General features: G+C 62.8%; 15 protein-coding genes and 1 tRNA gene. 6 read left to right on the top strand and 10 right to left on the bottom strand.

Annotated elements, in window-relative coordinates; translation table 11 throughout:
• Window position 1: 1 nt before the first annotated feature.
• From JQ628_RS27030 to JQ628_RS27000, 7 genes are all read right to left on the bottom strand, one after another.
• Window positions 2-553: a nucleoside 2-deoxyribosyltransferase gene (locus tag JQ628_RS27030; RefSeq protein ID WP_212227290.1), complete on the bottom strand. Its 552-nt coding sequence runs from the start codon at window positions 551-553 to the stop codon at window positions 2-4.
• A gap of 161 nt (window positions 554-714) precedes the next feature.
• Window positions 715-2,640, bottom strand: a complete 1,926-nt coding sequence (gene dxs, locus JQ628_RS27025) for a 1-deoxy-D-xylulose-5-phosphate synthase (RefSeq protein WP_212227288.1) — start codon at window positions 2,638-2,640, stop codon at window positions 715-717.
• 346 nt (window positions 2,641-2,986) lie between these two features.
• Window positions 2,987-4,285 carry a hypothetical protein gene (locus JQ628_RS27020; RefSeq protein ID WP_212227286.1) on the bottom strand — a complete coding sequence of 433 codons (1,299 nt, stop codon included), beginning with the start codon at window positions 4,283-4,285 and terminating at the stop codon, window positions 2,987-2,989.
• A gap of 122 nt (window positions 4,286-4,407) precedes the next feature.
• Window positions 4,408-4,659 carry an exodeoxyribonuclease VII small subunit gene (locus tag JQ628_RS27015; protein WP_212227284.1) on the bottom strand — a complete coding sequence of 84 codons (252 nt, stop codon included), beginning with the start codon at window positions 4,657-4,659 and terminating at the stop codon, window positions 4,408-4,410.
• A gap of 51 nt (window positions 4,660-4,710) precedes the next feature.
• Entirely contained in the window at window positions 4,711-5,640 is a 930-nt protein-coding gene (locus tag JQ628_RS27010; RefSeq protein ID WP_212227282.1) for a histone deacetylase family protein, read from the bottom strand.
• 123 nt (window positions 5,641-5,763) lie between these two features.
• Window positions 5,764-7,419, bottom strand: a complete 1,656-nt coding sequence (locus JQ628_RS27005; RefSeq protein ID WP_212227280.1) for a bifunctional metallophosphatase/5'-nucleotidase — start codon at window positions 7,417-7,419, stop codon at window positions 5,764-5,766.
• 39 nt (window positions 7,420-7,458) lie between these two features.
• A complete protein-coding gene (locus JQ628_RS27000) occupies window positions 7,459-8,223 on the bottom strand; it encodes a crotonase/enoyl-CoA hydratase family protein (protein ID WP_212227278.1) in 765 nt (254 codons plus the stop codon).
• 128 nt (window positions 8,224-8,351) lie between these two features.
• On the opposite strand from JQ628_RS27000, the gene JQ628_RS26995 reads away from it, so the two are divergent.
• Window positions 8,352-9,293 carry a ring-cleaving dioxygenase gene (locus tag JQ628_RS26995; protein ID WP_212227490.1) on the top strand — a complete coding sequence of 314 codons (942 nt, stop codon included), beginning with the start codon at window positions 8,352-8,354 and terminating at the stop codon, window positions 9,291-9,293.
• A gap of 139 nt (window positions 9,294-9,432) precedes the next feature.
• Here JQ628_RS26995 and JQ628_RS26990 read toward each other — a convergent pair whose 3' ends face one another.
• The 3 genes from JQ628_RS26990 to JQ628_RS26980 form a co-directional block, all read right to left on the bottom strand.
• Window positions 9,433-9,795, bottom strand: coding sequence for an ArsR/SmtB family transcription factor (locus JQ628_RS26990; RefSeq protein WP_212227276.1), 363 nt, complete (start codon window positions 9,793-9,795; stop codon window positions 9,433-9,435).
• Window positions 9,795-10,457, bottom strand: coding sequence for an SRPBCC family protein (locus JQ628_RS26985; protein ID WP_212227274.1), 663 nt, complete (start codon window positions 10,455-10,457; stop codon window positions 9,795-9,797). The genes JQ628_RS26990 and JQ628_RS26985 overlap by 1 nt, the downstream gene beginning before the upstream one ends.
• A gap of 427 nt (window positions 10,458-10,884) precedes the next feature.
• Window positions 10,885-12,663 carry an acyl-CoA dehydrogenase gene (locus JQ628_RS26980; RefSeq protein WP_212227272.1) on the bottom strand — a complete coding sequence of 593 codons (1,779 nt, stop codon included), beginning with the start codon at window positions 12,661-12,663 and terminating at the stop codon, window positions 10,885-10,887.
• Between the two features lie 482 nt (window positions 12,664-13,145).
• Between JQ628_RS26980 and JQ628_RS26975 the strand changes: the two genes are divergently transcribed.
• The 5 genes from JQ628_RS26975 (at window position 13,146) to JQ628_RS26955 (ending at window position 22,167) form a co-directional block, all read left to right on the top strand.
• Window positions 13,146-13,220 (top strand) — tRNA-Gln (locus JQ628_RS26975).
• Window positions 13,221-13,361: 141 nt separating this feature from the next.
• Complete coding sequence (locus JQ628_RS26970) at window positions 13,362-16,361, top strand: BPTD_3080 family restriction endonuclease (RefSeq protein WP_212227270.1); 3,000 nt, start codon at window positions 13,362-13,364, stop codon at window positions 16,359-16,361.
• A complete protein-coding gene (locus tag JQ628_RS26965; protein WP_212227268.1) occupies window positions 16,361-19,318 on the top strand; it encodes a site-specific DNA-methyltransferase in 2,958 nt (985 codons plus the stop codon). Before JQ628_RS26970 ends, JQ628_RS26965 begins: the two co-directional genes overlap by 1 nt.
• A 3-nt stretch (window positions 19,319-19,321) precedes the next feature.
• A complete protein-coding gene (locus tag JQ628_RS26960) occupies window positions 19,322-20,095 on the top strand; it encodes a hypothetical protein (RefSeq protein WP_249128470.1) in 774 nt (257 codons plus the stop codon).
• On the top strand, window positions 20,092-22,167 hold the full coding sequence (locus JQ628_RS26955; protein WP_212227266.1) for a UvrD-helicase domain-containing protein: 2,076 nt from the start codon (window positions 20,092-20,094) through the stop codon (window positions 22,165-22,167). The genes JQ628_RS26960 and JQ628_RS26955 overlap by 4 nt, the downstream gene beginning before the upstream one ends.
• Window positions 22,168-22,689: the final 522 nt, after the last annotated feature.

The raw sequence follows: 22,689 nt of genomic DNA, 5'->3' as shown, positions 1-22,689 counted from the left end.
GTCACGCCGATCTTGCGGCCGCAAGACGCACGCAGGCCTCGAACGAGGCAAGATCGCGCCAGATATCGGCGGGCAGCTCTTGCGGCACCACCAGCGGACAGCCGTAGGAATCGAGCGCATGGATCATCATCAGATTGTCCGGATGGCCGAAATCTTCCACCGTCAGTCCGTGCATATCGATAAGCCTGCCTTCGGACGACGTTGTGACAGTGCCGAAGCGCGCCGTGCGCGCGGGATATGGGGAGGGATCGTTGCTGTAGCCAAGGCACAATTTGCCACGGCCGGCCATGTAGCCGAGTTCATAGACCGTGCCGGCGTCGGCGCCGGGCCCGCGAAACGGCGTTAAATTGGCGATGATCGCCTCGCATGCGTCCATCATCGCTTGATTGCCCTCGAATATCCGCAGCGAGGCGTCGGATGCTCCGCGATCGATGACATTGTCGAGCGGATAAAGGCCCGTCACGCCATGACGGGCGCAGATCTCGCGCTTGCGCCGGCCGATGTCGAGGGCATCCGGCAGGAACACATCGGGTCCTGCCAGATAGATTTTCATTGCGTCACCTGGTACTGCGTCTGACACCTCTCCCATAGGGAGAGGTCGGATCGCGCAGCGATCCGGTGAGGGGTTCAGGTGCCCCATGAGAGACCGTAGCCCCTCACCCGGCGCTTCGCGCCGACCTCTCCCGATGGGAGAGGTGGGGTCTGGCATTCGGTCTACGCCAGCTTGACGGTCTCGGTCTTGAAATCCTTGCCGAGCGTCTCGAACACTTTTGCGACGATGCCCTTGGCATCGAGGCCGGCGCGGCCGTACATCGCTGCCGGCGAGTCGTGGTCGAGGAACACGTCGGGCAGCACCATCGTGCGCATCCGCAGGCCGCCGTCGAGCAGACCGTTGTCGGACACGAACTGCATGACGTGCGAGCCAAAACCGCCGATCGAGCCTTCCTCGATGGTGATGAGGATCTCGTGGTCGCGCGCGAGCTTCAGGATCATCTCCTCGTCGAGCGGCTTCATGAAGCGCGCATCCGCGATGGTGGCGGAAAGGCCGTGGGCGGCGAGCTCGTCGGCCGCCTTCTCGCATTCGGCAAGCCGCGTGCCGAACGACAGCAGCGCCACCTTCTTGCCTTCGCGGACGATGCGGCCCTTGCCGATCTCCAGGGGAACGCCGAATTCCGGCATCTCGACGCCGCGGCCTTCGCCGCGCGGATAGCGCAGCGCGCTCGGACGATCGTCGATGGCAACCTGCGTTGCCACCATGTGCACGAGTTCAGCCTCATCCGAAGCCGCCATGATCACGAAATTGGGCAGGCAGCCGAGATAGGCATTGTCGAACGAGCCGGCGTGGGTGGCGCCGTCGGCGCCGACGAGCCCGGCGCGGTCGATGGCAAAGCGCACCGGCAGGCTCTGGATCGCCACGTCATGCACGACCTGGTCGTAGCCGCGCTGTAGGAAGGTGGAGTAGATCGCGCAGAACGGCTTGTAGCCTTCGGTGGCAAGGCCGGCCGCAAAAGTCACCGCATGCTGCTCGGCAATGCCGACGTCGAAGGTGCGGTCCGGAAAGGCCTTGTTGAAGATGTCGATGCCGGTGCCGGAAGGCATCGCGGCGGTGATGCCGACGATCTTGTCGTCCTTCTCGGCTTCCTTGACGAGGCTCTGGCCGAACACGTTCTGATAGGCCGGTGCGTTCGGTTTGGCCTTGGCCTGCGTGCCGGTCGCGACGTCGAACTTGACCACGGCGTGGTACTTGTCGGCGGAAGCTTCGGCCGGGCCGTAGCCTTTGCCCTTTTGCGTCACGACATGGACCAGGATCGGGCCGGTCTCCATGTCGCGGACGTTCTTCAGAACGGGCAGCAGATGGTCGAGGTTATGGCCGTCGATCGGGCCGACATAGTAGAAGCCGAGCTCCTCGAACAGCGTGCCGCCGTCCATCATGAAGCCGCGGGAATATTCTTCGACGCGGTTGGCGCGGTTGGCGAGGATTTTCGGCAGACGCTTGTTGATCTGCTTGGCCGCCTCGCGCAGCGTGCGGTAGGTCTTGCCGGAATAGAGCCGCGACAGGTACGCGCTCATGGCGCCGACCGGCGGGGCAATCGACATGTCGTTGTCGTTGAGGATCACGATCAGGCGGGAATTCATCGCGCCCGCATTGTTCATGGCCTCATAGGCCATGCCGGCGCTCATCGCGCCGTCGCCGATCACGGCGATCACGTTGTTCTTGCCGCCGGAGAGGTCGCGCGCCACGGCCATGCCGAGGCCGGCGGAGATCGAGGTCGAGGAGTGCGCGGCGCCGAACGGATCGTAGTCGCTCTCGCTGCGCTTGGTGAAGCCGGAAAGGCCGCCGCCGGTGCGCAGCGTGCGGATGCGGTCGCGCCGTCCGGTGAGGATCTTGTGCGGGTAGGCCTGATGCCCGACGTCCCAGATCAGCCGGTCGCGCGGCGTATCGAACACGTAGTGGATGGCGGTGGTCAGTTCGACCACGCCGAGGCCGGCGCCGAAGTGGCCGCCGGTCACCGAGACTGCGTCGATGGTTTCCTGACGAAGCTCGTCGGCAACCTGGCGCACCTGTTCGATCTTGAGCTTGCGCAGATCGTCGGGGGTTTTGATCGTATCGAGGAGCGGTGTCTTACTAAATACGGTCACAGCGATATTCCAGTTTTGCATGTCGGAACGAGGCCCGACGAGAAAGGGTTGCGCAACGTGAGCGCAGCGAGAACCAGGCGCTTGGGATGCCAGAGCAGGCCGAAACCTGATTTGTTAGCCTACCGGCACTCCAAAACGTTCAATGTGATGTGCATCACCCCAAGACGTCTTCACCCATCCCGGTCGATTTCTTAAGCCATTTGAGGCGGTTGCCGCTGACATACCGTAGCCTCGGGCCGGCTTCAACCGCCCATGGAATTCCAAGCTTTACACTAAACCCGGCCTCAAAGCCAACCCGGCGGACCCGAAAGGGGCCACCGGCGCGGGCAAATCAAGCCGTAGAGGGTTAACCGCGCCGGCGGGCCGTTGGTTCCGTCTCGCCGGCTTCCGCCGCATCTGCATGGCCGAAACGGGCATTTTCGAGCTGTTTCCATGCCCATTCGCGGGCAGGAGCGTCGCCGGTGGCGATCGCGAGCGCCGCGTCCGGCATGGCCATGCGGTTGGTGAGGGGGACCGGCCCGCATACGATCATGAAAAAGTCATAGGCGTTCGGCTGCTCGTTCGCCATTACAAATTGGAAATGCATGCGGAAGAACTGCCAGCGGAACTGCTTGTAGTGCTCAGGCCTCACCAGGTCGCGAAAGCGGATGGGCACGATGGTGGGATTGCGGCGCTCCGGGCCGAGCTTGATGCCGTGGCTCTCGATCGGGTCGAACTGGTAGAAATTCATCACATCCTTGCGCGCCTGGCAGTCGATCCAGTCGATCGACGGCTCGATCGCAAGCAGCCGCAGATGGTCGCGGAATTCCCGCGAGACCTTGTGGAAGCCCACGATCGGATAATTGCCGCCCAGCGTCAGCAGGATCACGCGCGATCCGCGCCGCCCCAGTTCGGGATCGAGCTTTAGCGCGCGGGCCAGGATCTCGGTGCCGAGGAACGAGCCCGAGCTGTGGCCGACGATGACGATCTCGTCGGCGTCGGTGGTTTTCGTCACCTCGATCAGATGCCTTGCAAACCGGTCGATGCGCGCATCCCATTCCGGGCGATCGCGGCGGGAGAACTCCCAGGTCCAGATCGTGTCCGAGAGCAGATAAAGCGCATAGGTGTTGTTCTCGGTGTATTTCAGCACGACGCCCATCAGCGCGACGAAGACGGCGGCCGCGGCGCCGATGCTGAACAGCTTTGGCAGGCCGAGTGCGTCGAGACCGGTTTCGAACACGAAGGCGATGGCAGCCGCGCCAAGCGCCTCCAGCAGCACCACGATATGCGGATAGGTGATGAAGGCGGTGAAACGCCAGTTCGCCTTCGTGAAGCGCGCGATAGTGCCCGACAGGATCAGGCGCAAATAGATCCACGCCGCATGTAGAACCGTGCGCCAGATCGGTGCGGCGAGATCGTCCTGGATGAAGTCTTCGAAGCGAAGGAAATCGTAGTCGGTCCGCGTCTGCCAGTCGGGCCCTTTGGTCTCGATGCTCCAGGAGGCGATCTCGTCGTCGGCTATGACCTTCGGGCGGCCGACGGTGGCGGAGAGCTGATAGAGCCGGCCGAACTTGCGCAGTTCGGTCCGGAACATGCGGTAATACTGCGCCAGCCCGCGCGGATCGTATCCCTGGATATAGATGATATGGCGATGCTGAACGCGCAACTTTGGTCCCCGGCTCCCGGGGGACTATAGCAGCCTGCGCCGAGCGCCAAGAGCTATTTCGCGGCCATTTCGCGTTGTGCGACCAATTACCCCGACATCAACGGGTGCGGTGCAGCGGCGGTTTACTTCACGTCAAGCGGCTCGGTGCCGGTGGCCTCGCCATTGGCGCCGGTAGTGATCTTGTCGACGCGGGCCTCGGCCTGCCGCAACAGTTCCTCGCAGCGCCGCTTGAGCGCTTCGCCGCGCTCGTAGATCGCAACCGATTCCTCCAGCGGCACCTTGCCGTCCTCGAGCCGTTTCACGATGGTTTCAAGCTCCTCGAGCGCTCGCTCGAAGGTAAGCTTGCTGACATCGGCTTGGGTGTTTTCGGCCATTTGGTGTTCCCGGAATCAAGCGAAGTTTTGCGGGTGCATTGTGGCGGGGATTTACGCGCCCATCAATGCGGTGACGTGCGCTGCCACCGACTCTTTCAGCCCCTGCAAATCATAGCCGCCTTCGAGCACCGACACGACGCGGCCGCCGGCGGTGGCGTCCGCGACATCCATCAGCTTGCGCGTGACCCAGCCGAAATCCTCGCCCCTCAGATTGATCGAGGCCAGCGGATCGCGGTGATGCGCATCGAAGCCCGCGGAGATGATGATCAGTTCGGGGCTGAATTTGGTGAGCTGCGGCAGGATCAGGTTTTCGAATGCGGCGCGGAATTTGGCGCTGCCGTCTTCCGAAGCGAGCGGCGCGTTGACGATGTTGTCGTGCTCGCCGCGCTCGCGCGTGGCGCCGGTGCCCGGAAACAGCGGCATCTGATGCGTCGAGCAGTACATCACGGTGGGATCGGCCCAGAAAATTTCCTGGGTGCCGTTGCCGTGGTGGACATCGAAGTCGACCACCGCGACGCGCGCGATGCCGTGCTTGCGCTGGGCGTGGCGCGCCGCAATCGCGGCGTGATCGAAGAAGCAGAAGCCCATCGGCCTGTTGCTCTCGGCGTGATGGCCGGGCGGCCGTGTCGCGACGAAGGCGTTGTTGTGTTTGCCGGCAATGACCGCATCGGTCGCCGCCACTGCGCCGCCGACGCCGCGCATGACGGCTTCCCAGGTGCCCGGCGACATCGAGGTATCGCCGTCGAGATAGACGATGCCGTCTTTCGGGGAGATGTGATGCAGCTCTTCGATGTAATGGCCGTCGTGGCAGAGCGTGACCTGATCGAGCGAGCCTTCCGGCGCCTGTTCGCGCACGAGCGCGCCGAACTGGCCGTTGCCCAGCACTTCCTCGATCGCGCGGATACGGTCGGGCCTTTCGGGATGGCCCGGCGGGGTGAGATGATCGAGGCTTGCCCGATGGGTCAACAGGAGCGTGGTCATACGGTCGGTCTTTTCATGGGTCCCGCATCATACAGGCGGGACTCCCGCCGTTTAGCGCAACTTGCGAACGAGGGCTAACCTTATTGTTTGCCGCGTGTTCCGGAAGGCAGGGGTCCGGCCGGTTCAATTTATCCGGACGATGCGGCCGGTCTGCCCCGGGGATATCGGGCTGTTGGCCTGGAAATAGGCATAGAGCGCGTCGACATCGTAGACGCCGGTGAGCTGATCGGCGCCCATCAGCGCCGTAAAACCGTCGCCGCCGACCGCAAGATAGTTGTTCACGGTCACGCGATATGACGCAGCCGGGTCAATCGGCCGCCCGTTCAGCGTCATGCTTTCGGCGACAATGCGCTCGCCGTTCGGCTTGTTGTTGTCCCAGCTATAGCTGAATCCTCTGGAGACCTGGAGGATGCGCGGCCGCTTCGGGTCGGTCCATTGCTGCTCCAGCGCCTGCCTGATCTGCTGTCCCGTCAGCGTCATCGTCACGAGCTGGTTGCGGAACGGCTGGGCGGCGAAGACGTCGCCATAGCTCACGGCGCCGTCATCCTTGCGCGTGACGTCGCTGCGGATGCCGCCGGGATTGGTGAGCGCGATCACCGCGCCGCCGGTTTTTTCGCTCGCGGTAGCTGCGAGCTGCGCATCGGCAATGATATTGCCGAGCGGACTTTCTCCGGCGCCGTTCGGCGCGCGCGACAGCGTTTCCGTGACCGATCCCGCCGGGCGGCCGGCGATCGGCGCGGCAAGCTTGTCATAGGATTCGATCAGCGCGGTCTGCTCCGGCGCTTTCGCTAGCGTATTGATGCGGACGATGGTGTTGTCGGCTTTGGCGCTGACGATGTCGCGCGTCGTCGGATCGAGCTTGAGGTCGATGGCGGTGACGAGGGTGCCGTATTTGTCGGCCGAGGTGACGAGCCGCCCGTCGATCTCGCAGACATAGGCGCGGTGGGTATGGCCGGAGACCACGACGTCGACGGCCTTGTCGAACTTTTTCACGATCTCGACGATCGGCCCCGAAATGCCCGGGCATTCGTTGTAGTCGCCGGTGGGAAGCCCGCCTTCGTGGATCAGCACCACGATCGCCTCGACGCCGCGCGCCTTCAATTCCGGAACGAGCGCGTTCACGGTCTCGGCCTCGTCGCGGAATTCGAGGGTGGCGACGCCGTCGGGTGCGACGATCAGCGGCGTGCCCTTCAGCGTCAGTCCGATGAAGGCGACCGGAATGCCGTCGAACTCCCTTATCTGGTAGGCCGGGAACAGCGGCTTGCCGGTGCTCTTCTCGATCGTGGACGCGGCGAGGTAACGGAATTTTGCGCCGAGGAAGGGATGCGGGCCCTGGCAGCCGTCCTTTGGATGGCAGCCGCCGTTCTGCATCCGCAGCAGTTCGTCCTTGCCCTCGTCGAATTCGTGATTGCCGACGGAGGCGACATCGAGGCCCATCAGGTCGAGCGATTCGATCGTCGGCTCGTCATGGAACATCGCCGACAGGAAGGGGCTCGCGCCGATCAGGTCGCCGGCGGCGACGAAGATCGTGTTCTTGTGGCCCTCGCGGAGCTGCTTGACCAGCGTCGCCATGTGCTCGGCGCCGCCGGCGGGGACGACGATGCTCTTGGCCTTGTCGGCGGGATCGGCGATCCGGATGCCGCCCGGGGCGGGGCGCAGATAGCCGTGAAAGTCGTTGATCGCGAGCATGCGCAGATCGACGGGTGCGGCGGTTTGGGCTGACGCCGGCACGCATGACAGCGCGAGCGCGGCGAGGATCGTAAGGCTGCGGATTTTCATGACGCTACATTAGGAGATCGCCGCGACGATTTCACGAATTCACTCTTCCTTCTTGCGCGCGAAGAAGGCCTTGAACGCGGCAACGGCCTCCTTCGAACGCATCCGCTCGGCGAACAGATGGGTCTCCTGGTCGATCCGGCGCGTCATGTCTTCCGGCGGCAACCTCAACAGTCTTCGCGAGATCGCGACTCCCTCGGCCGGCAGCGCGCAGATGTCGCGCGCGGCCTTGCGGGCCTCCGCTTCGGTATGGCCGGGCGCCACCACCACGTTGACAAAGCCGGCTTCGCGCGCCTCATCGGCGTCCATGGTGCGGCCCATCACCAGCATCGAGAAGGCGCGCTGATGCCCCATGGTGCGCGGCATCAGCAGGCTGGAGGCGCCTTCCGGCACCAGCCCGAGACTGACGAACGGCGTCGAGAACGTCGCCGTCTTGCTCGCCAGCACATAGTCGCAGTGGAACAGCATCGTGGTGCCCATGCCGACTGCGACGCCGTCGACGGCGGCGATGATCGGCTTGACGTTGTGCGCCAGCGAATGGAGGAATTTGACCGCGTTCGACGCCATCACGGTATCGACGCTCGGCCTGCCACTGGTCAGAAAATCATCCAGATCGTTGCCGGCGGTGAACACGCCGGAGCCGCCGGTAATGATCAGGCAGCGAATGTCCGGGTTGTTCTGTGCCGTGTCGATGGCATCGCTCATCGCGCGGTACATCCCTTGCGTGAGCGCGTTCTTCTTTTCCGGGCGCCGCAGCGTGATCACGCGCGTTGCTTGTTCGTCGGCGACTATCAGGTGCTCGGTCATTGCGGCCGTCCCCGGAAAAGCCGGCGGCGGTGCCGCTGGCGAGTCCTCTGGCAGTATCCTACATGAAGCCCGCCAAGGCCAAGCCATCGGGCCGGTTTTTCCCGAAAAGCCGGTATGAGGATTATGTGATGCAGCTAACCGGGATTCATCACCTGACCGCGATCTCGGCGAGGCCGAAGGAGAACCTGTCGTTCTACGCCGGGCTGCTCGGCATGCGGCTGGTCAAGAAGACGGTCAACCAGGACGATGTCAGCGCCTATCATCTGTTCTATGCCGACGGCGAGGCGCGGCCGGGCACGGACCTGACCTTTTTCGATTTTCCGCTGCCGCCGGAGCGACGTGGAACCAACAGCATCTCGCGCACCTGCCTGCGCGTGAACGGCGAGCAGAGCCTTTCCTTCTGGCGCGACCGGCTGAAGCAGGCCGGCGTGAACGTCCGTGACATCGTCGAGGTCGACGGGCGGCTGTCGCTGCCGTTCGAGGACGGCGAGGGCCAGCGGCTGACGCTGATCGACGACGGCGGCGCGGGTTCGGCTTCGCCGTGGGCGAAGAGTTCGGTGCCGGCGGAATTCCAGATCCGCGGGCTGGGCCCGATCGTGCTCACCGTGCACGATCTGGCGCGCACCGAAGACGTGCTGACATCCGTCATGAACATGCGTCGCGCGCGCGAATATGCCGCGCACGGCGCGCGCATGGTCGTGTTCGCGATGGGCGAGGGCGGTCCCGCCGCCGAGCTTCACGTCATCGAGGACCGCGAGCAGCCGGCGGCGCGGCAGGGCGCTGGCGGCGTGCACCATGTCGCGTTCCGCACGCCCGACGAGGCGCAGTATCACGCCTGGACGCAGCGGCTGAACGAGGCGCGCATCCGCAACAGCGGCGAGATCGACCGCTTCTATTTCCGCAGCCTCTATTTCCGCGAGCCCAACGGCATCCTGTTCGAGATCGCCACCGACGGCCCCGGCTTTGCCACCGACGAGCCGATGGCAACGCTCGGCGAAAAGCTCGCGCTGCCGCCATTCCTCGAGCCGCGCCGCGCCGCGATAGAGGCGGGGCTCAAGCCGCTGGGATAGTAGAGCCCACTCGTCGTCGCCCGGCTTGACCGGGCGATCCAGTATTCCAGAGGCGGCTGTAATTGAATCGAGAGGCCGCGGCGTACTGGATTCCCCGCATGCGCGGGGAATGACAGAATCGTGCTTGGCGACAGCTGAGCTACGCCCGCTTTCCCTTCCGCGCCGCGATCGGCCGCGTTCGCCGCTCGCGCTTTCCGCGCGCGATCTCGGTCGCCAGCGCATCCAGCTTCGGCTCCCAAAAACTTCTGAAGCGCCCGACCCATTCGTCGACCGCCCGTAGCCCCGCAACATCGACCGAATAGAGCCGCCGCTGCGCCTCGGCGCGCACTTTTGCAAATCCGCTTTCGCGCAGCACCTTCAGATGCTGCGCGACCGCCGGCTGCGTGATGCCGAACTCGGCGCCGATCGCCTCCACGATTTCGCCCGACGCCATCTCGCCGCCGCCGAGCAGTTCGAGGACGCGCCGGCGCACGGGATCGGAGAGGACGTCGAAGGCGTGCATCAGCTCCCCGTGCCGGGATGGGCGACGCCGGCAGGCGGCTCGCCGCGATAGAAGGCGATGGTGCGGTCCGAGCGCTCCTTGGCTGAAGCTGCATCGACGCCGCTTTCGACATGCGCCGCCCGCCAGGACTCGCCGCTCTCGCTCATGAACGCCTTGCCGTTGTCCGTGCCCATCCAGGCTTCCGCCGCCTCGTGATCGTTCGCCGCGCCGGTCGAAAGATACAGCTCCAGTCCCGTCACGGCGAGGTCCCAGCCGATGCCGACGGCGCCCGGGCCGAACTGGTTCCAGTGATCCTCGATGACAGCCGTATGCTCGAGCGTCATGCGCGCCTTGCCGCGCTCCGGGCTGACCCGGACATCGATCCAGCTCACGCCGCCGCCGAATTCCCAGGTCGCCGCAAAATGCTCCGGCGGCGTGCAGGCCGTGATCGTGCCGCCCGCATTGCCCTTCAACTGGTATTTTCCGCCGAGCTTCAATTCGCCCTCGACCGGCAGGAACCAGCGCGGAATGCGCTTGGCGCTGGTCAGCGCGTCCCACAGATCCTCCGGATCGGTGTCGTAAAGCCGCGTCAGCGTCACCGCGCTCGCCGGCTTGCCATCCTTCTCGAAATTGCGAACCGAACGCGTGACCGCGCCCAGCACGCGGGCGATGTCGATATTCATGGCGATACTCCCTTGCTGCCGGCGGCAAGGTAAAAGCCATGGCTTATATAAGTCAATGATTTTTATACGGGTGCCCGTCATTGCGAGCGGAGCGAAGCAATCCAGCTTCCTTCGCTGCAACAAGAAAGCTGGTTGCTTCGTCGCTTCAGCGCAAAATTGCTTCGCAATTTTGTCGCGAGCTCCTCGCAATGACGGCGCGACACACTCACCCGTCATCGCCCGGCTTGACCGGGCGACCCAGTATTCCAGAGGCAGCAGTGATCAAGCCGGGAAGCCGCGGCGTACTGGATCCCCGCATGCGCGGGGATGACGACCGCAGATGTGGCGCTACCTCAGTCCGAAGGGCGGATTAGCGCAGCGTAATCCGCCGCATGCATCGGAGTGTTACGCGCGATGGTGGGTTACGCTTCGCTAACCCACCCTACGGTCAACCCAGCAGCACGGCATCCGCGCCGTTCACCGCGTCGGCGCTATCCATCACCGTCTTCTCCAGCGAGCCGGCCTGCACCGAAACGTTCTCCGCAAAGAATCTTGCCACCGCCACATAGCGTCCCGGCTCGGCTTCGCCATGGCTCTTCGCCGCCAGCGCTTCGCCGGCCAGCATGCAGCCGCCGAGCGTTGCGCCGAACAGCCGCAAATAGGGCGTTGCTCCCGCGAGCGCGTCATTGGGGGCGGAAGCCATCCGCTCCAAAAGCCATTTGCTGCTCCGCTCGAGCGAACCCAGCGCCTCGCGCAGCTTGGCGCCGGTGGTGCCGAACGCCGGATCGTTCGAGGCCTCCACCTGCTTGACGATAGCGGAGAGCTCTTCCAGCAGCGCCCACACCGATTCCCCGCCATTCGCCGCGAGTTTTCGCGTCACGAGATCGATCGACTGGATGCCGTTGGTGCCCTCATAGATCGTGGTGATGCGCGCGTCGCGATAATGCTGCGCGGCGCCGGTCTCCTCGATGAACCCCATGCCGCCATGCACCTGCACGCCGAGATAGGTGACTTTATTGCCGATATCGGTGGAAAACGCCTTTGCGATCGGCGTCAGCAGCGCGCCGCGCGCCGCCGCATCCGCCCGCACCTTGGCATCCCCAGCGCGCGCGGCCACATCCAGCGCCACCGCGGTGGCGTAGCAGATCGAGCGCGCCGCCGCCGTCATGCTGCGCATCTGCATCAGCATGCGCTTGACGTCGGGATGCACGATGATCGGATCGAGCCCGTCGCCCTTTTTCCCCACCGCGCGGCCTTGTTTGCGCTCCTGCGCAAAGGCCAGCGCCTGCTGATAGGCGCGGTCGGCGATGCCGACGCCTTCGAGGCCGACGGCGAGGCGCGCCTGGTTCATCATCGTGAACATGCAGGCCATGCCTTTATTTTCTTCGCCGATCAGGTAGCCGATCGCGCCGCCGGCATCGCCCATCGTCATCGTGCAGGTAGGCGAGGCATGCATGCCGAGCTTGTGCTCGACGCCAGAGGCATAGATGTCGTTGCGCGCGCCGAGCGAGCCGTCGCCATTCACCAGGAATTTCGGCACCAGGAACAGCGAGATGCCGCGCGTGCCCGCGGGCGCATCGGGCAGGCGGGCCAGCACGAAATGCACGATATTGTCGGTCATGTCGTGGTCGCCATAGGTGATGAAGATTTTTGTGCCCTTCAGGCGATACGTCCCGTCGGGTGCGCGCTCGGCGCGGCTGCGCAGCGCGCCGACATCGGAGCCGGCATTGGGCTCGGTGAGCTGCATGGTGCCGGTCCATTCGCCCGACACCAGCTTTGCCAGATAGATCTTCTTCAGCTCCTCGCTGCCATGCGCATCGAGCGCCTCGATCGCCGAGAGCGTCAGCAGCGGGCAGAGGCCGAAGGCGATGTTCGACGCGCTCCAGATTTCGGTGCAGGCGGCGTTGATCGCCAGCGGCAGGCCTTGCCCGCCGAACGCTTCCGGCCCCGACACCGCGTTCCACCCCGCCGCCGCCCATTGCCTGTAGGCATCCGGCCAGCCCGGCGCTGTCGTCACTTGTTTGTCCGCGAGCTTGATGCCGTGCTCGTCCCCGACCCGATTGAGCGGCGCCAGCACCTCGCCGGCGAACTTGCCGGCTTCCTCCAGCACCGCCGCCGTGATGTCGGCGTCGAAATCCCCATAATGCCCGGCCGCCACCGCTTTCCCGAGCCCCGCCCCATGATTGAGCGCCAGCAGGATGTCGTTGATCGGTGCGCGATAGGTCATGGCGGGTACTCGGCTCGGAAAAGGGGGTGATACGCTGCCGTATCACGAAACCGCAGGCGTCTCAATGGGCGCCTGCCGGCAGCATAGACGAGGACGGCGCCAAATGCCCCGGCTTTCCGCGCGGCCGGCCCGGGAAGGCCTCATTCCGGAACCTGCAACGCCGCCGCAACACACGCCGGCCTCATCCTGAGGATCCCGCCGAAGGCGGGCGTCTCGGACCTCATCCTGAGGAGCCCGCCGAAAGGCGGGCGTCTCGAAGGATGGCCACAAGGTACACCCAATATAAAGGCTAGCCGTCCGGACCGGGCCTGCCTCGCCGAAGCCCGCCTTTCGGACGATGGCAGTTGGCGAAGCCGGGCTTGCCGCGCCGAAGCCCGCCTTCGGGCGAAGGCGGGTTGAAATGCCCCACCGCTCTCTATAGACCGTGCGTTGCCGGACCGGCGCATCCAGCGAGCCAACTCGCCGCCGCATCCGTCGCCAGTTGGGGCGTAGCCAAGCGGTAAGGCAGCGGATTTTGATTCCGCCATTCGGAGGTTCGATCCCTCCCGCCCCAGCCAGGGCATTTCGATGCCATTATCCGATGGCTCATCCGAAATCTTCAACCTAAAGTATCGTCTGCAGCCGTCCACATGACGGTTGCCTCGAAGCATTGCATCGCATTAATTCATGCGAAGAAAATTACGGGGCGGACGTCACAATTGAGCAGCTTTTACGAACGGCCGATTTTGAACTCGCCCTATCGGGCACCGGAACTGCACCATCCTCTCGACGACAACGGCCAGCCGATTGAAGGCGAGCCGAGGCGCGGGCGTCGCCCGTCGCGCCTGATCGTGCCTGTTCCGGCCTCGAGGAAGAAGGCGTCGGCCAATCAGGCTTCGCTCGATCTTGAGACCTATACCGACCACGCCCTCATCAACGAAATTCGCGGCTATCTCGAAAGCTGGCGCGCCTTGCGCAATCCTGCCGACTGGGGCGTCACCGGCGCGACACAGCGGCTGCTCGAACATTGGCGGCACCACAAATTCAGCGCCCAGCAACCCTTCTTCTGTCAGATCGAGGCGGTCGAAACCATCATCTGGCTGACCGAGGTTGCGCCGAAACGCGCCGCGACCAAGGGACTGCTGGATCAACTCGAAAAAGCCAACGCGGAAGCCAACCCCGAGTTGTTCCGCCTCGCCATGAAGATGGCGACCGGCAGCGGCAAGACCACCGTGATGGCGATGCTGATCGCCTGGCAGGCGGTGAACGCGGCCCGCAAGGACTCGAAGGACTTTTCGCGCGCTTTCCTGATCGTCACCCCCGGCATCACCATCCGCGACCGGCTTCGCGTGCTGCTTCCCAGCGAGCCGGACAACTATTATGAGACCCGCGAAATCGTCCCGCCGGAAATGCTGCCGGAAATCCGCCGCGCCGAAATCGTGATCACCAACTACCATTCGTTTCAGCACCGCGAGACCATGTCCTTGCCCGCAGTCGCGCGCAGTTTCCTGCAAGGCAACGCGCCCGAGCCGATCAAGACCACGGAAACCGACGCCGAGATGCTGGCGCGGGCCTGCGGCAAGCTGCTGAACTACGACCGCGTCAACGTCCTCAACGATGAGGCGCATCATTGCTATCGGCACAAGGTCGGCGCTGATGTCGAAGGTCCCCTGACGGGAGAAGACAAGAAGGAGGCTGCCGAAAACGAGGAGGCCGCCCGGCTCTGGATCAACGGCATCGAGGCGCTTGGCCGCAAACTGTCGAAGGGCTTGCGCGCAGTCTATGATCTCTCCGCAACGCCTTTCTTCCTGCGCGGCTCGGGTTATGAAGAAGGCACCCTGTTCCCCTGGGTGGTGTCCGACTTCAGCCTGATGGACGCGATCGAGAGCGGCATCGTCAAGCTGCCCCGCATCCCAGTCACCGACAATCTCGTGCAGACCGATACGGTCGTCTATCGTCATCTGTGGAAGCAGATCGGTAAGGATTTGCCGAAGACCGCAGCGGCCGCCAACAAGCTGAGTCCCTTCGATCTCCCTAACATGCTGCGCACGGCGCTCAACGCGCTCTACAGCCACTATGAAGGCGAGTTCGATCGCTGGGAACGCGCTGGCATCGGAGTGCCACCGGTGTTCATCGTCGTGTGCCAGAACACGGCGATCTCGAAGCTGGTGTTCGAATGGATCGCCGGCTTCGAGCGCGGCGATGCGGAGGAGGGCGAACGCGCTGCCTTCCATGCCGGACATCTCGAACGGTTCCGGAACTATGACGACCAGGGACGGCGCCTTCCTCGCCCGCGGACGTTGCTGATCGATTCGCGCCAGCTTGAGTCCGGCGATGCCCTCGACAAGGGTTTCCGCGACGCCGCGGGCCCCGAGATCGAGCAGTTCAAGCGTGAGCTTGCGGCGCGCGAGGGTGCCGGCAGCGTGCACGGTGAAACCAGCGAGAGCGATCTCCTGCGCGAGGTCATGAACACCGTCGGTCGCCCGGGCCGGCTCGGCGAGCAAATCCGCTGCGTCGTCTCGGTGTCGATGCTGACCGAGGGTTGGGACACCAACACCGTGACCCATATTCTCGGCGTTCGCGCGTTCGGCACCCAATTGTTGTGCGAACAGGTGGTTGGCCGTGGCCTGCGCCGCCAGTCCTACGACCTCAACCCGAACACCGGCTTGTTCGACGTCGAGTATGCCGACATCATGGGCATTCCGTTCGACTTCGCATCCTCACCGCAGAAGACGAAGCCGGTTGCGCCAAAGCCGGTCACCCGCGTCCACGCCATCAGGGAGAGGGCTGAGTTCGAGATCGTCTTCCCGCGAGTCAGCGGCTATCGCCGCGACCTGCCGTCCGACAGGCTGGAAGCCAAATTCACCACGGACAGCCGGCTGGAAATCACGCCTCTCGACATCGGCCCGACTGCGGTGGTGATGGAAGGTATCGTCGGCGCCGGCGTCACCATCACGCCGCAGGTGCTGGAGCGGTTGCGCCCTTCCGAGATCAGCTTCAACCTTGCCAAGTATCTGCTCTATGCGAACTTTCGCGATGACGAGAATATTCCCAGGCAGCATCTGTTTCCGCAGATCCAGCGCATCGCTCGGAGATGGCTGGACGAAGGCTATCTGGTCACGAGGGGTGTCCCGATCGGCGCCATCTTGTATCAGGACCAGCTCAAGCGCGCTGCGGAGAAGATCGACATCGCGCTGACGCGCGGCAGCGAGGGGAAACTGCTGGCAGTGCTCGATCCCTACAATCCGAAGGGCTCGACGCGTTTCGTCAATTTCATCACCTCGAAGCCGGTGTGGAAAACCGGCGCGCAGCCGCCGAAGTGTCAGATCAGCCATGTCGTGCTAGACAGCAGTTGGGAACAGCAGCTTGCCCTGACCCTCGAAAACCATCCGCGTGTGCTGGCCTATGCCAAGAACCAGGCGATGGGGTTCGACATCCCCTACCTCGACGCCGGTGTGATGCGCCGCTACGTTCCCGATTTCCTCGTCCGGCTCGATATCGGCGGCGATGAACCGCTGAACCTGATCCTCGAAGTCAAGGGTGACAGGGACGAGAGCGACAAGGCCAAGGCGCAGACCACGCGCGACCTGTGGGTGCCGGGCGTCAATGCGCTTGGTGGCTTTGGGCGCTGGCGATTCGAGGAATTTCGTGACTGGGCGGCGATGGACGAAGATTTCGCCAAACTGGTTGATCGTTTGATGAAGAAAGTCCCCGCCTGATGGCTCGTTCGCCGAAATCACCCAAGTCGCCGAAATCTTCCAAACAGGTCGACGCGCTCAAGCATGACGCCGCGAGCCGGCGCAATATTCCGACCGCGGAGATGGAGAGCTTCTTCCGGCGCGACGAGGATGCCTCACCGATGCCTCCCAAGCATTATCCGCGCAGCCGGCCGCTGGCTGAGGGGGCGAAGCGCACAGCCGAAGAGCCGCGCGCGCCGGAACTGATCTGGAACGGCGCGAAGATCACCATCACCGACGAACAGATGAAGAAACTGGCCGAGACCGGCACCTTGACGCTGTCGGACGCGCAACTGGTCTGGCGCGGCAAAGACAGGCAGGACTGGTCCGACCTCGTCGTCAACGTGCCGCCGCTCTACATCCAGGAAAAGATTCACCCCAAGGCGATCATCGACGATTTGAAGCGGCGGACTGCGGAGAAGCGTGAGGCGCAGAGCGATGCGCCCGACCTGTTCGCCGACTTCAACGGAATCGAGCCGGACCAGCGCGCCGAGTTCTACCAGCACGACCAGCACTGGTCGAACCGCATGATCTTGGGCGATTCGCTGCAGGTGATGGCGAGCCTTGCCGAGCGTGAAAGCCTGCGCGGCAAGGTGCAGTGCATCTATTTCGATCCGCCCTATGGCATCAAGTTCAATTCGAATTGGCAGGTATCGACGCAATCGCGTGATGTCAAGGATGGCAAGCAGTTTGATATCAGCCGCGAGCCGGAGCAGGTCAGGGCGTTTCGTGACACATGGAAGGATGGCGTCCACAGCTATCTTTCCTATTTGCATGATCGCTTTAGTGTTATGCGCGACCTATTGACTGATAGCGGGTCAATTTTCGTTCAGATCGGCGACGAAAACGTTCATCGCGTGCGGGCGGTAATGGACGAGGTGTTTGGGGACACGAACTTCCTAAACATGGTGCCCTTCGTCACAACCGGCGGTCAGTCTACCATCGGCCTCGGGCGCGTTTTTGATCTAGTACTTTGGTATGCAAAGTCAGCCGAAAGGGTGAAATATCGACAACCCTACGTAATGCGCGAACTACGGGGGGGCGGAGGCTGGTCACATTCAAGGGCGCGCTTGCAAGACGGACAAAAGGTCGATTTGGGCAAAGACGAAGTTGCGCGCCGCCTTGCCGCTGGAGAACCTATCGATCCGTACTATCAGGACAATATCTCTTCTCAAGGTGCGACGCCAGACGGGTCGCTACCGTTTACGTTTCAAGGTCGACAGTACCAGCCACCGCGAAACTCACATTGGAAGACTCATTTGCAGGGCATGCATAGGCTGGCACTCGCTGAGCGAATTGATGCATCCACGAACAGTATTCGGTACGTGAGATACCTTTCTGATTTTTCAATTGAACCCATCAACAATATCTGGGCTGACACTACGCGTGCTGGCTATCTTGATCAGAAGCGATACGTAGTGGAGACGTCGCCCAAGATCATTGAACGCTGCGTCCTAATGGCTACCGATCCTGGAGACCTCGTGCTTGATCCCACTTGCGGGTCAGGCACTACCGCTTATGTGGCTGAGCAATGGGGTCGACGCTGGATTACCGTTGATACGAGTCGTGTTGCGCTGACATTAGCGCGTACGCGCGTTATTGCAGCTCGTTATCCATGGTATCTGCTTGCAGATAGTCGCGAGGGTCGTGAGAAGGAAGGAGCACTTGCTCTGCGGGCGCCGGCAGATACACCGACACACAACGATATCCGGCAGGGTTTCGTCTACGAGCGAGTGCCGCATATCACGCTAAAATCGATCGCCAACAACCCACTAATCGACGACATCTGGGAGAAGTGGCAGGCGGTACTCGAGCCGCTGCGCGCAGCGATCAATAAGGCGACCAAGAGTAATTGGGAAGAGTGGCAGGTCCCGCGCGACCTTCCCACCGGTACGCCGGCCTCGGCTGCCGAGCCGCACGCCAAATGGTGGGAAGCACGAATCACCCGCCAACGCGAGATCGACGCCAGCATCGCCGCGCGCGCCGATGTCGAATACCTCTACGACAAGCCCTACACTGACAATGCCCGCGTCCGTGTTGCGGGTCCTTTCACGGTGGAGAGCCTCTCGCCACACCGTGCATTGCCCGCAAGCGAAGAGGAACTGATCGACCTCCTCGACGCCGCGGAGGGCAAGCGCTCTGCAGCCGATGCGGATCTGGCTGGGCAGGACTTTGCGGCTATCGTGATAGACTATCTCAAGTCCGAAGGTGTCAAGCAGCAAGAGAAGGGAGGCCGCATTACCTTCGAAAGCCTTACGCCGTGGCCAGGCAAAAAGTTCATTGGTGCCAGTGGGACGTTCATCGAAGGCGAGAGCGGCCCGGAACGCCGAGCCGCGATCCTGATCGGTCCCGAGTACGGTACCGTCGGACGGCAGGATATTGTTGCTGCGGCGCGCGAGGCCGCCGATTGCCGCTTCGACGTGCTGATCGCCTGCGCCTTCAATTTTGACGCCCATTCCTCGGAGCTAGACAGTTTGGGTAGCCTCAAAATCCTGAAGGCGCGCATTAACCCCGACATGCATATGTCGAAGGAGTTGAAGAACACCGGTCGCGGCAACATGTTCGTCGTGTTCGGCGAGCCCGACGTGGAAGTGCTCGACGAGGGCGGTCCCGAGATCAGGGTCAAGGTCAACGGCGTCGACGTGTTCGATCCCAACACCGGCGATATCCGCTCCAATGACACCAAGGGCATCGCCGCTTGGTTCATCGACACCGACTATAACGAGGAAAGTTTTTTCGTCCGTCACGCCTATTTCCTCGGCGCCAACGATCCCTACAAGAGCCTGAAGACCGCGCTGCAGGCCGAGATCGACGAGGACGCTTGGGCGACGCTCTATTCCGACACCTCGCGCCCGTTCCCGCGGCCAGCGAACCGCCGCATCGCGGTGAAGGTGATCAACCACTTCGGCGACGAGGTGATGAAGGTATTTGGGGTGTGATGCATGACTGACCTTCCTGCGCATGGCCGCGTTCAATGCGCTCTTTGTCACCGAGGCCAAGCCTATGCGTTTGATCGAACACGAACCGAGGAAGATGGCTGGCGGATAACCAACAATCCGCTGGCTTGGGGAAATCCTAGGCCAGAATTCGTTGTGATGGGCTTTTCCAAGGGACCAACCCAGGCCGGTGCACTGTCCAGCCAGCCGCATGATCAGATTGCCTTCAGGGGTGGCCGCACGAACCTGGCGAAAATCCTTCATCACGTTGGATTATTGACGGCTCCTGACAGTCGTCTCGTGGATCAGGCGATAGCTGATCGCGATGGTCGGTTTCACTTCGGGTCCCTAATCCGATGCACTGTCGAGCGGCGGGATGCGAAGGAAACGGTGCCGGACAAGCAGTGGAAGGGCACGGGCGGCGGCATGCTGGACAAGTTCATCGCGCGTGATTTTGGCAGGAAAGTTCTCACAAACTGCTCCACTCAATTTCTTGGCGACTTGCCGAACCCGACAAAATTGATTGTCATGCTTGGGCTCGGCACGGCGGGGAATTATGTCACCGCATGCCGTCAAGCTTTTGCCAAGGCGCGCCCGGGATCGTGGCGACCCCTCAATGAGGTTACCTATACCGACGACAAAGTGGTGGTCGTCCATACTGAGCACTTCGCCTCGCAGGGGGCGCTTCTACCAAATTGGTTGAGCGGTGAGGGCCACGAACGGGGTCGTTTGGGGCTATTGGCACAAGCGGGCGTAAGATTCGCGCTTGGCCGATCATGAACTTCCTGATCGCCGAAACCTTCACCGCATCGTTCAACCGCCTCTCCGGCGTTGACCAGAAGGCCGTGAAGGCGAGTGTGTTTGACCTGCAGATGGATCGCAGCGGTCCCGGTCTCCAGTTGCATCGGATCGATAATAGCAAGGATCCGAACTTCTGGTCGGCGAGGGTCAATCGCGACATCCGCCTGATCGTACACAAGACGAAGGAAAGTCTTCTCGTCGCCTATGTCGACCACCACGACGCGGCTTATGCCTGGGCGGAACGGCGGCGGATCGAGGCGCATCCCCGAACCGGCGCGGTCCAGATTGTCGAAATCCGCGAGCGCGTGGAGGAGGTCGCACCGCCGGCGACATTCGACTTTGTGTTCCCCGAACCCGGGAAGGAGGAGGCGAAGGAAACAGAAGCGTCGACGCTGTTGTTTTCATCACTCGATGATAATGCGCTGCTGTCGATCGGTGTGCCCGCCGACTGGCTGGCCGATGTTCGCGCCGCAACGGAAGACGGCTTCTTTGCACTGGCGGCTCACCTTCCAGCTGAGGCTTCCGAAGCGCTGCTCGAGTTTGCCGCAACCGGCAAGCTGCCGGCGCCGGCTCCCGTGCCTGCGGCTTCAACGCCCTTCACCCATCCCGATGCACTGCGCCGAATCCGTCCGATCGCCGATCAGGAAGAACTGGAGCAGGCGCTGGCCTTTCCGTGGGAAAAGTGGGGCGTCTTCCTGCATCCCTCGCAACGCGCGCTGGTCGAGCGTTCCTTCGCAGGTCCGGCCCGCGTGGCGGGATCGGCTGGAACCGGCAAGACCATTGTCGCCCTGCACCGCGCCGTGCGACTCGCTCGCGAAAATCCTGCCGCGAAAGTATTGCTCGCAAGCTTTTCGCAGCCGTTGGCTGATGCCTTGGCGAAAAAACTCCTTGTCCTCGCGCCCGAGACGGGTGGCGTCGTTCCCCGGATAACGACCGCGTCGTTCCGAGGAATCGCCGAACAGATGTACCAACTCGAACACGGCGTACGCCCCCGCATTGCATCGGACACTGTTCTGCGCGAGCGGCTGCGCGCTGCCGCTGCGGCGGCCAGCCTTAAGGGTTTTTCGGAACGCTTTCTGTTGTCCGAGTGGACCAACGTCGTTGATGCCTGGGGCATCTCGTCGCTCGATGCCTATTCCACCGTCGAGCGGATGGGTCGCAAGAGCCGGCTTGGTCCTAATCAACGTGGGCGCCTGTGGCCGGTATTCGAGGCAGTTCGCGCCGCGCTGATGGCGGAGCGCTACACGACGTGGGCCAGTGTTTTCAGCGACCTTGCGAAGGCTCTTGAGGGGAAGCCTTCAAAGCCATTCGACCATGTGGTCATCGACGAAGCACAAGACCTGGCGCCGGCCGAGTTGCGTTTTTTCGCAGCGCTGGCACCGGCCAAGGTGAACGGACTGTTCCTGTCCGGCGACATCGGCCAGCGCATTTTCCAGCATCCCTATTCATGGGCAAGTCTCGGTGTCGAAGTTCGCGGGCGATCTCATACCCTGAAAGTCTGCTATCGCACCTCGCAACAAATCCGCCGCGCCGCGGATCGGCTGTTGCCGACTGTCTTGCGCGATAGCGACGGGTTGGACGATGAACGCCGTGGCATTGTCTCGGTATTCGATGGACCTCCGCCCGAAGTGGAGTCGTTCCCGAACGTCACGGCCGAGGCGGAAGCTGTCCGGAAGGCGGTTGACGTCTGGCTTGGTGATGGCATCGCCCCTCACGAGATAGGCCTGTTTGTGCGAATGCCTGAGCTTGTCGCTCGCGCACGAACCGCCATCGATGGATTGGCGGGAGCAGCCGAAATGGTGATCGCGCCAATGAGCCTCGCCAAGGGGCTGGAATTTCGTGCAGTTGTCATCATGGCCTGCGATGAGGGCATCTTGCCGCTGGATGAACGCGTCTCGGATGCAGCGGATGAAGCGGAGCTGGACGAAATCTACGAGACGGAGCGGCGACTGCTCTATGTTGCCTGCACGAGGGCGCGCGAGCATCTGCTGCTGACGGGGGTTGCGCCGACCTCGGAATACTTCGCCGATTTCAAAGCAGAGGCAACTTAAGCCGAAACATCACCCAATTCGTTGCGCCTGAAACTAATTTTCCCAGCAATCTCAAGTCGATTTGGGTCGTCAGATCGATTCACGGGAATGCCCCTCTTGACAATTCTGAAAATCAGAAGTATAACCCCTCCCATCCCGTGCCCGCTTGAGGGGCGTATCGCCATCGTCACGACACGTGGGGCGCGGGGTTGCGATGGACGCGACGGTCTCACCGGCGAATGAGATCAGTTCGCGTACGGTCAAGTCGTGTGGTTCCGACGCCGCGTAGGCTGGCGTCAAGTCGGCTGACTCTTGAATGAGCTGCCGGCGACGGTGACAACGAGCTCGCCCCACCGGGAAGATCACGAAGTAAGCCGTAACACCATTGCGCAGGGGATGCCGGAGTGTTCTCCGCTTCACCTGTATGCTCGTGTGCACCTTTTTGTGCTTGCGCATCAGGCGCACGAGACCGCGGGTGCAGCGCGCACCCGGCACCCCTGCGCCCTCTCATCACAAGAGGGTCAACGAGATTTGCAAAGCCCG

Origin of the sequence: Bradyrhizobium lablabi, from assembly GCF_018129385.1 — a bacterium.
Lineage (GTDB): Bacteria > Pseudomonadota > Alphaproteobacteria > Rhizobiales > Xanthobacteraceae > Bradyrhizobium > Bradyrhizobium lablabi_C.
The sequence above is the reverse complement of the archived record's forward strand: the minus strand, read 5'-3'. Positions and strand labels throughout refer to the sequence as shown.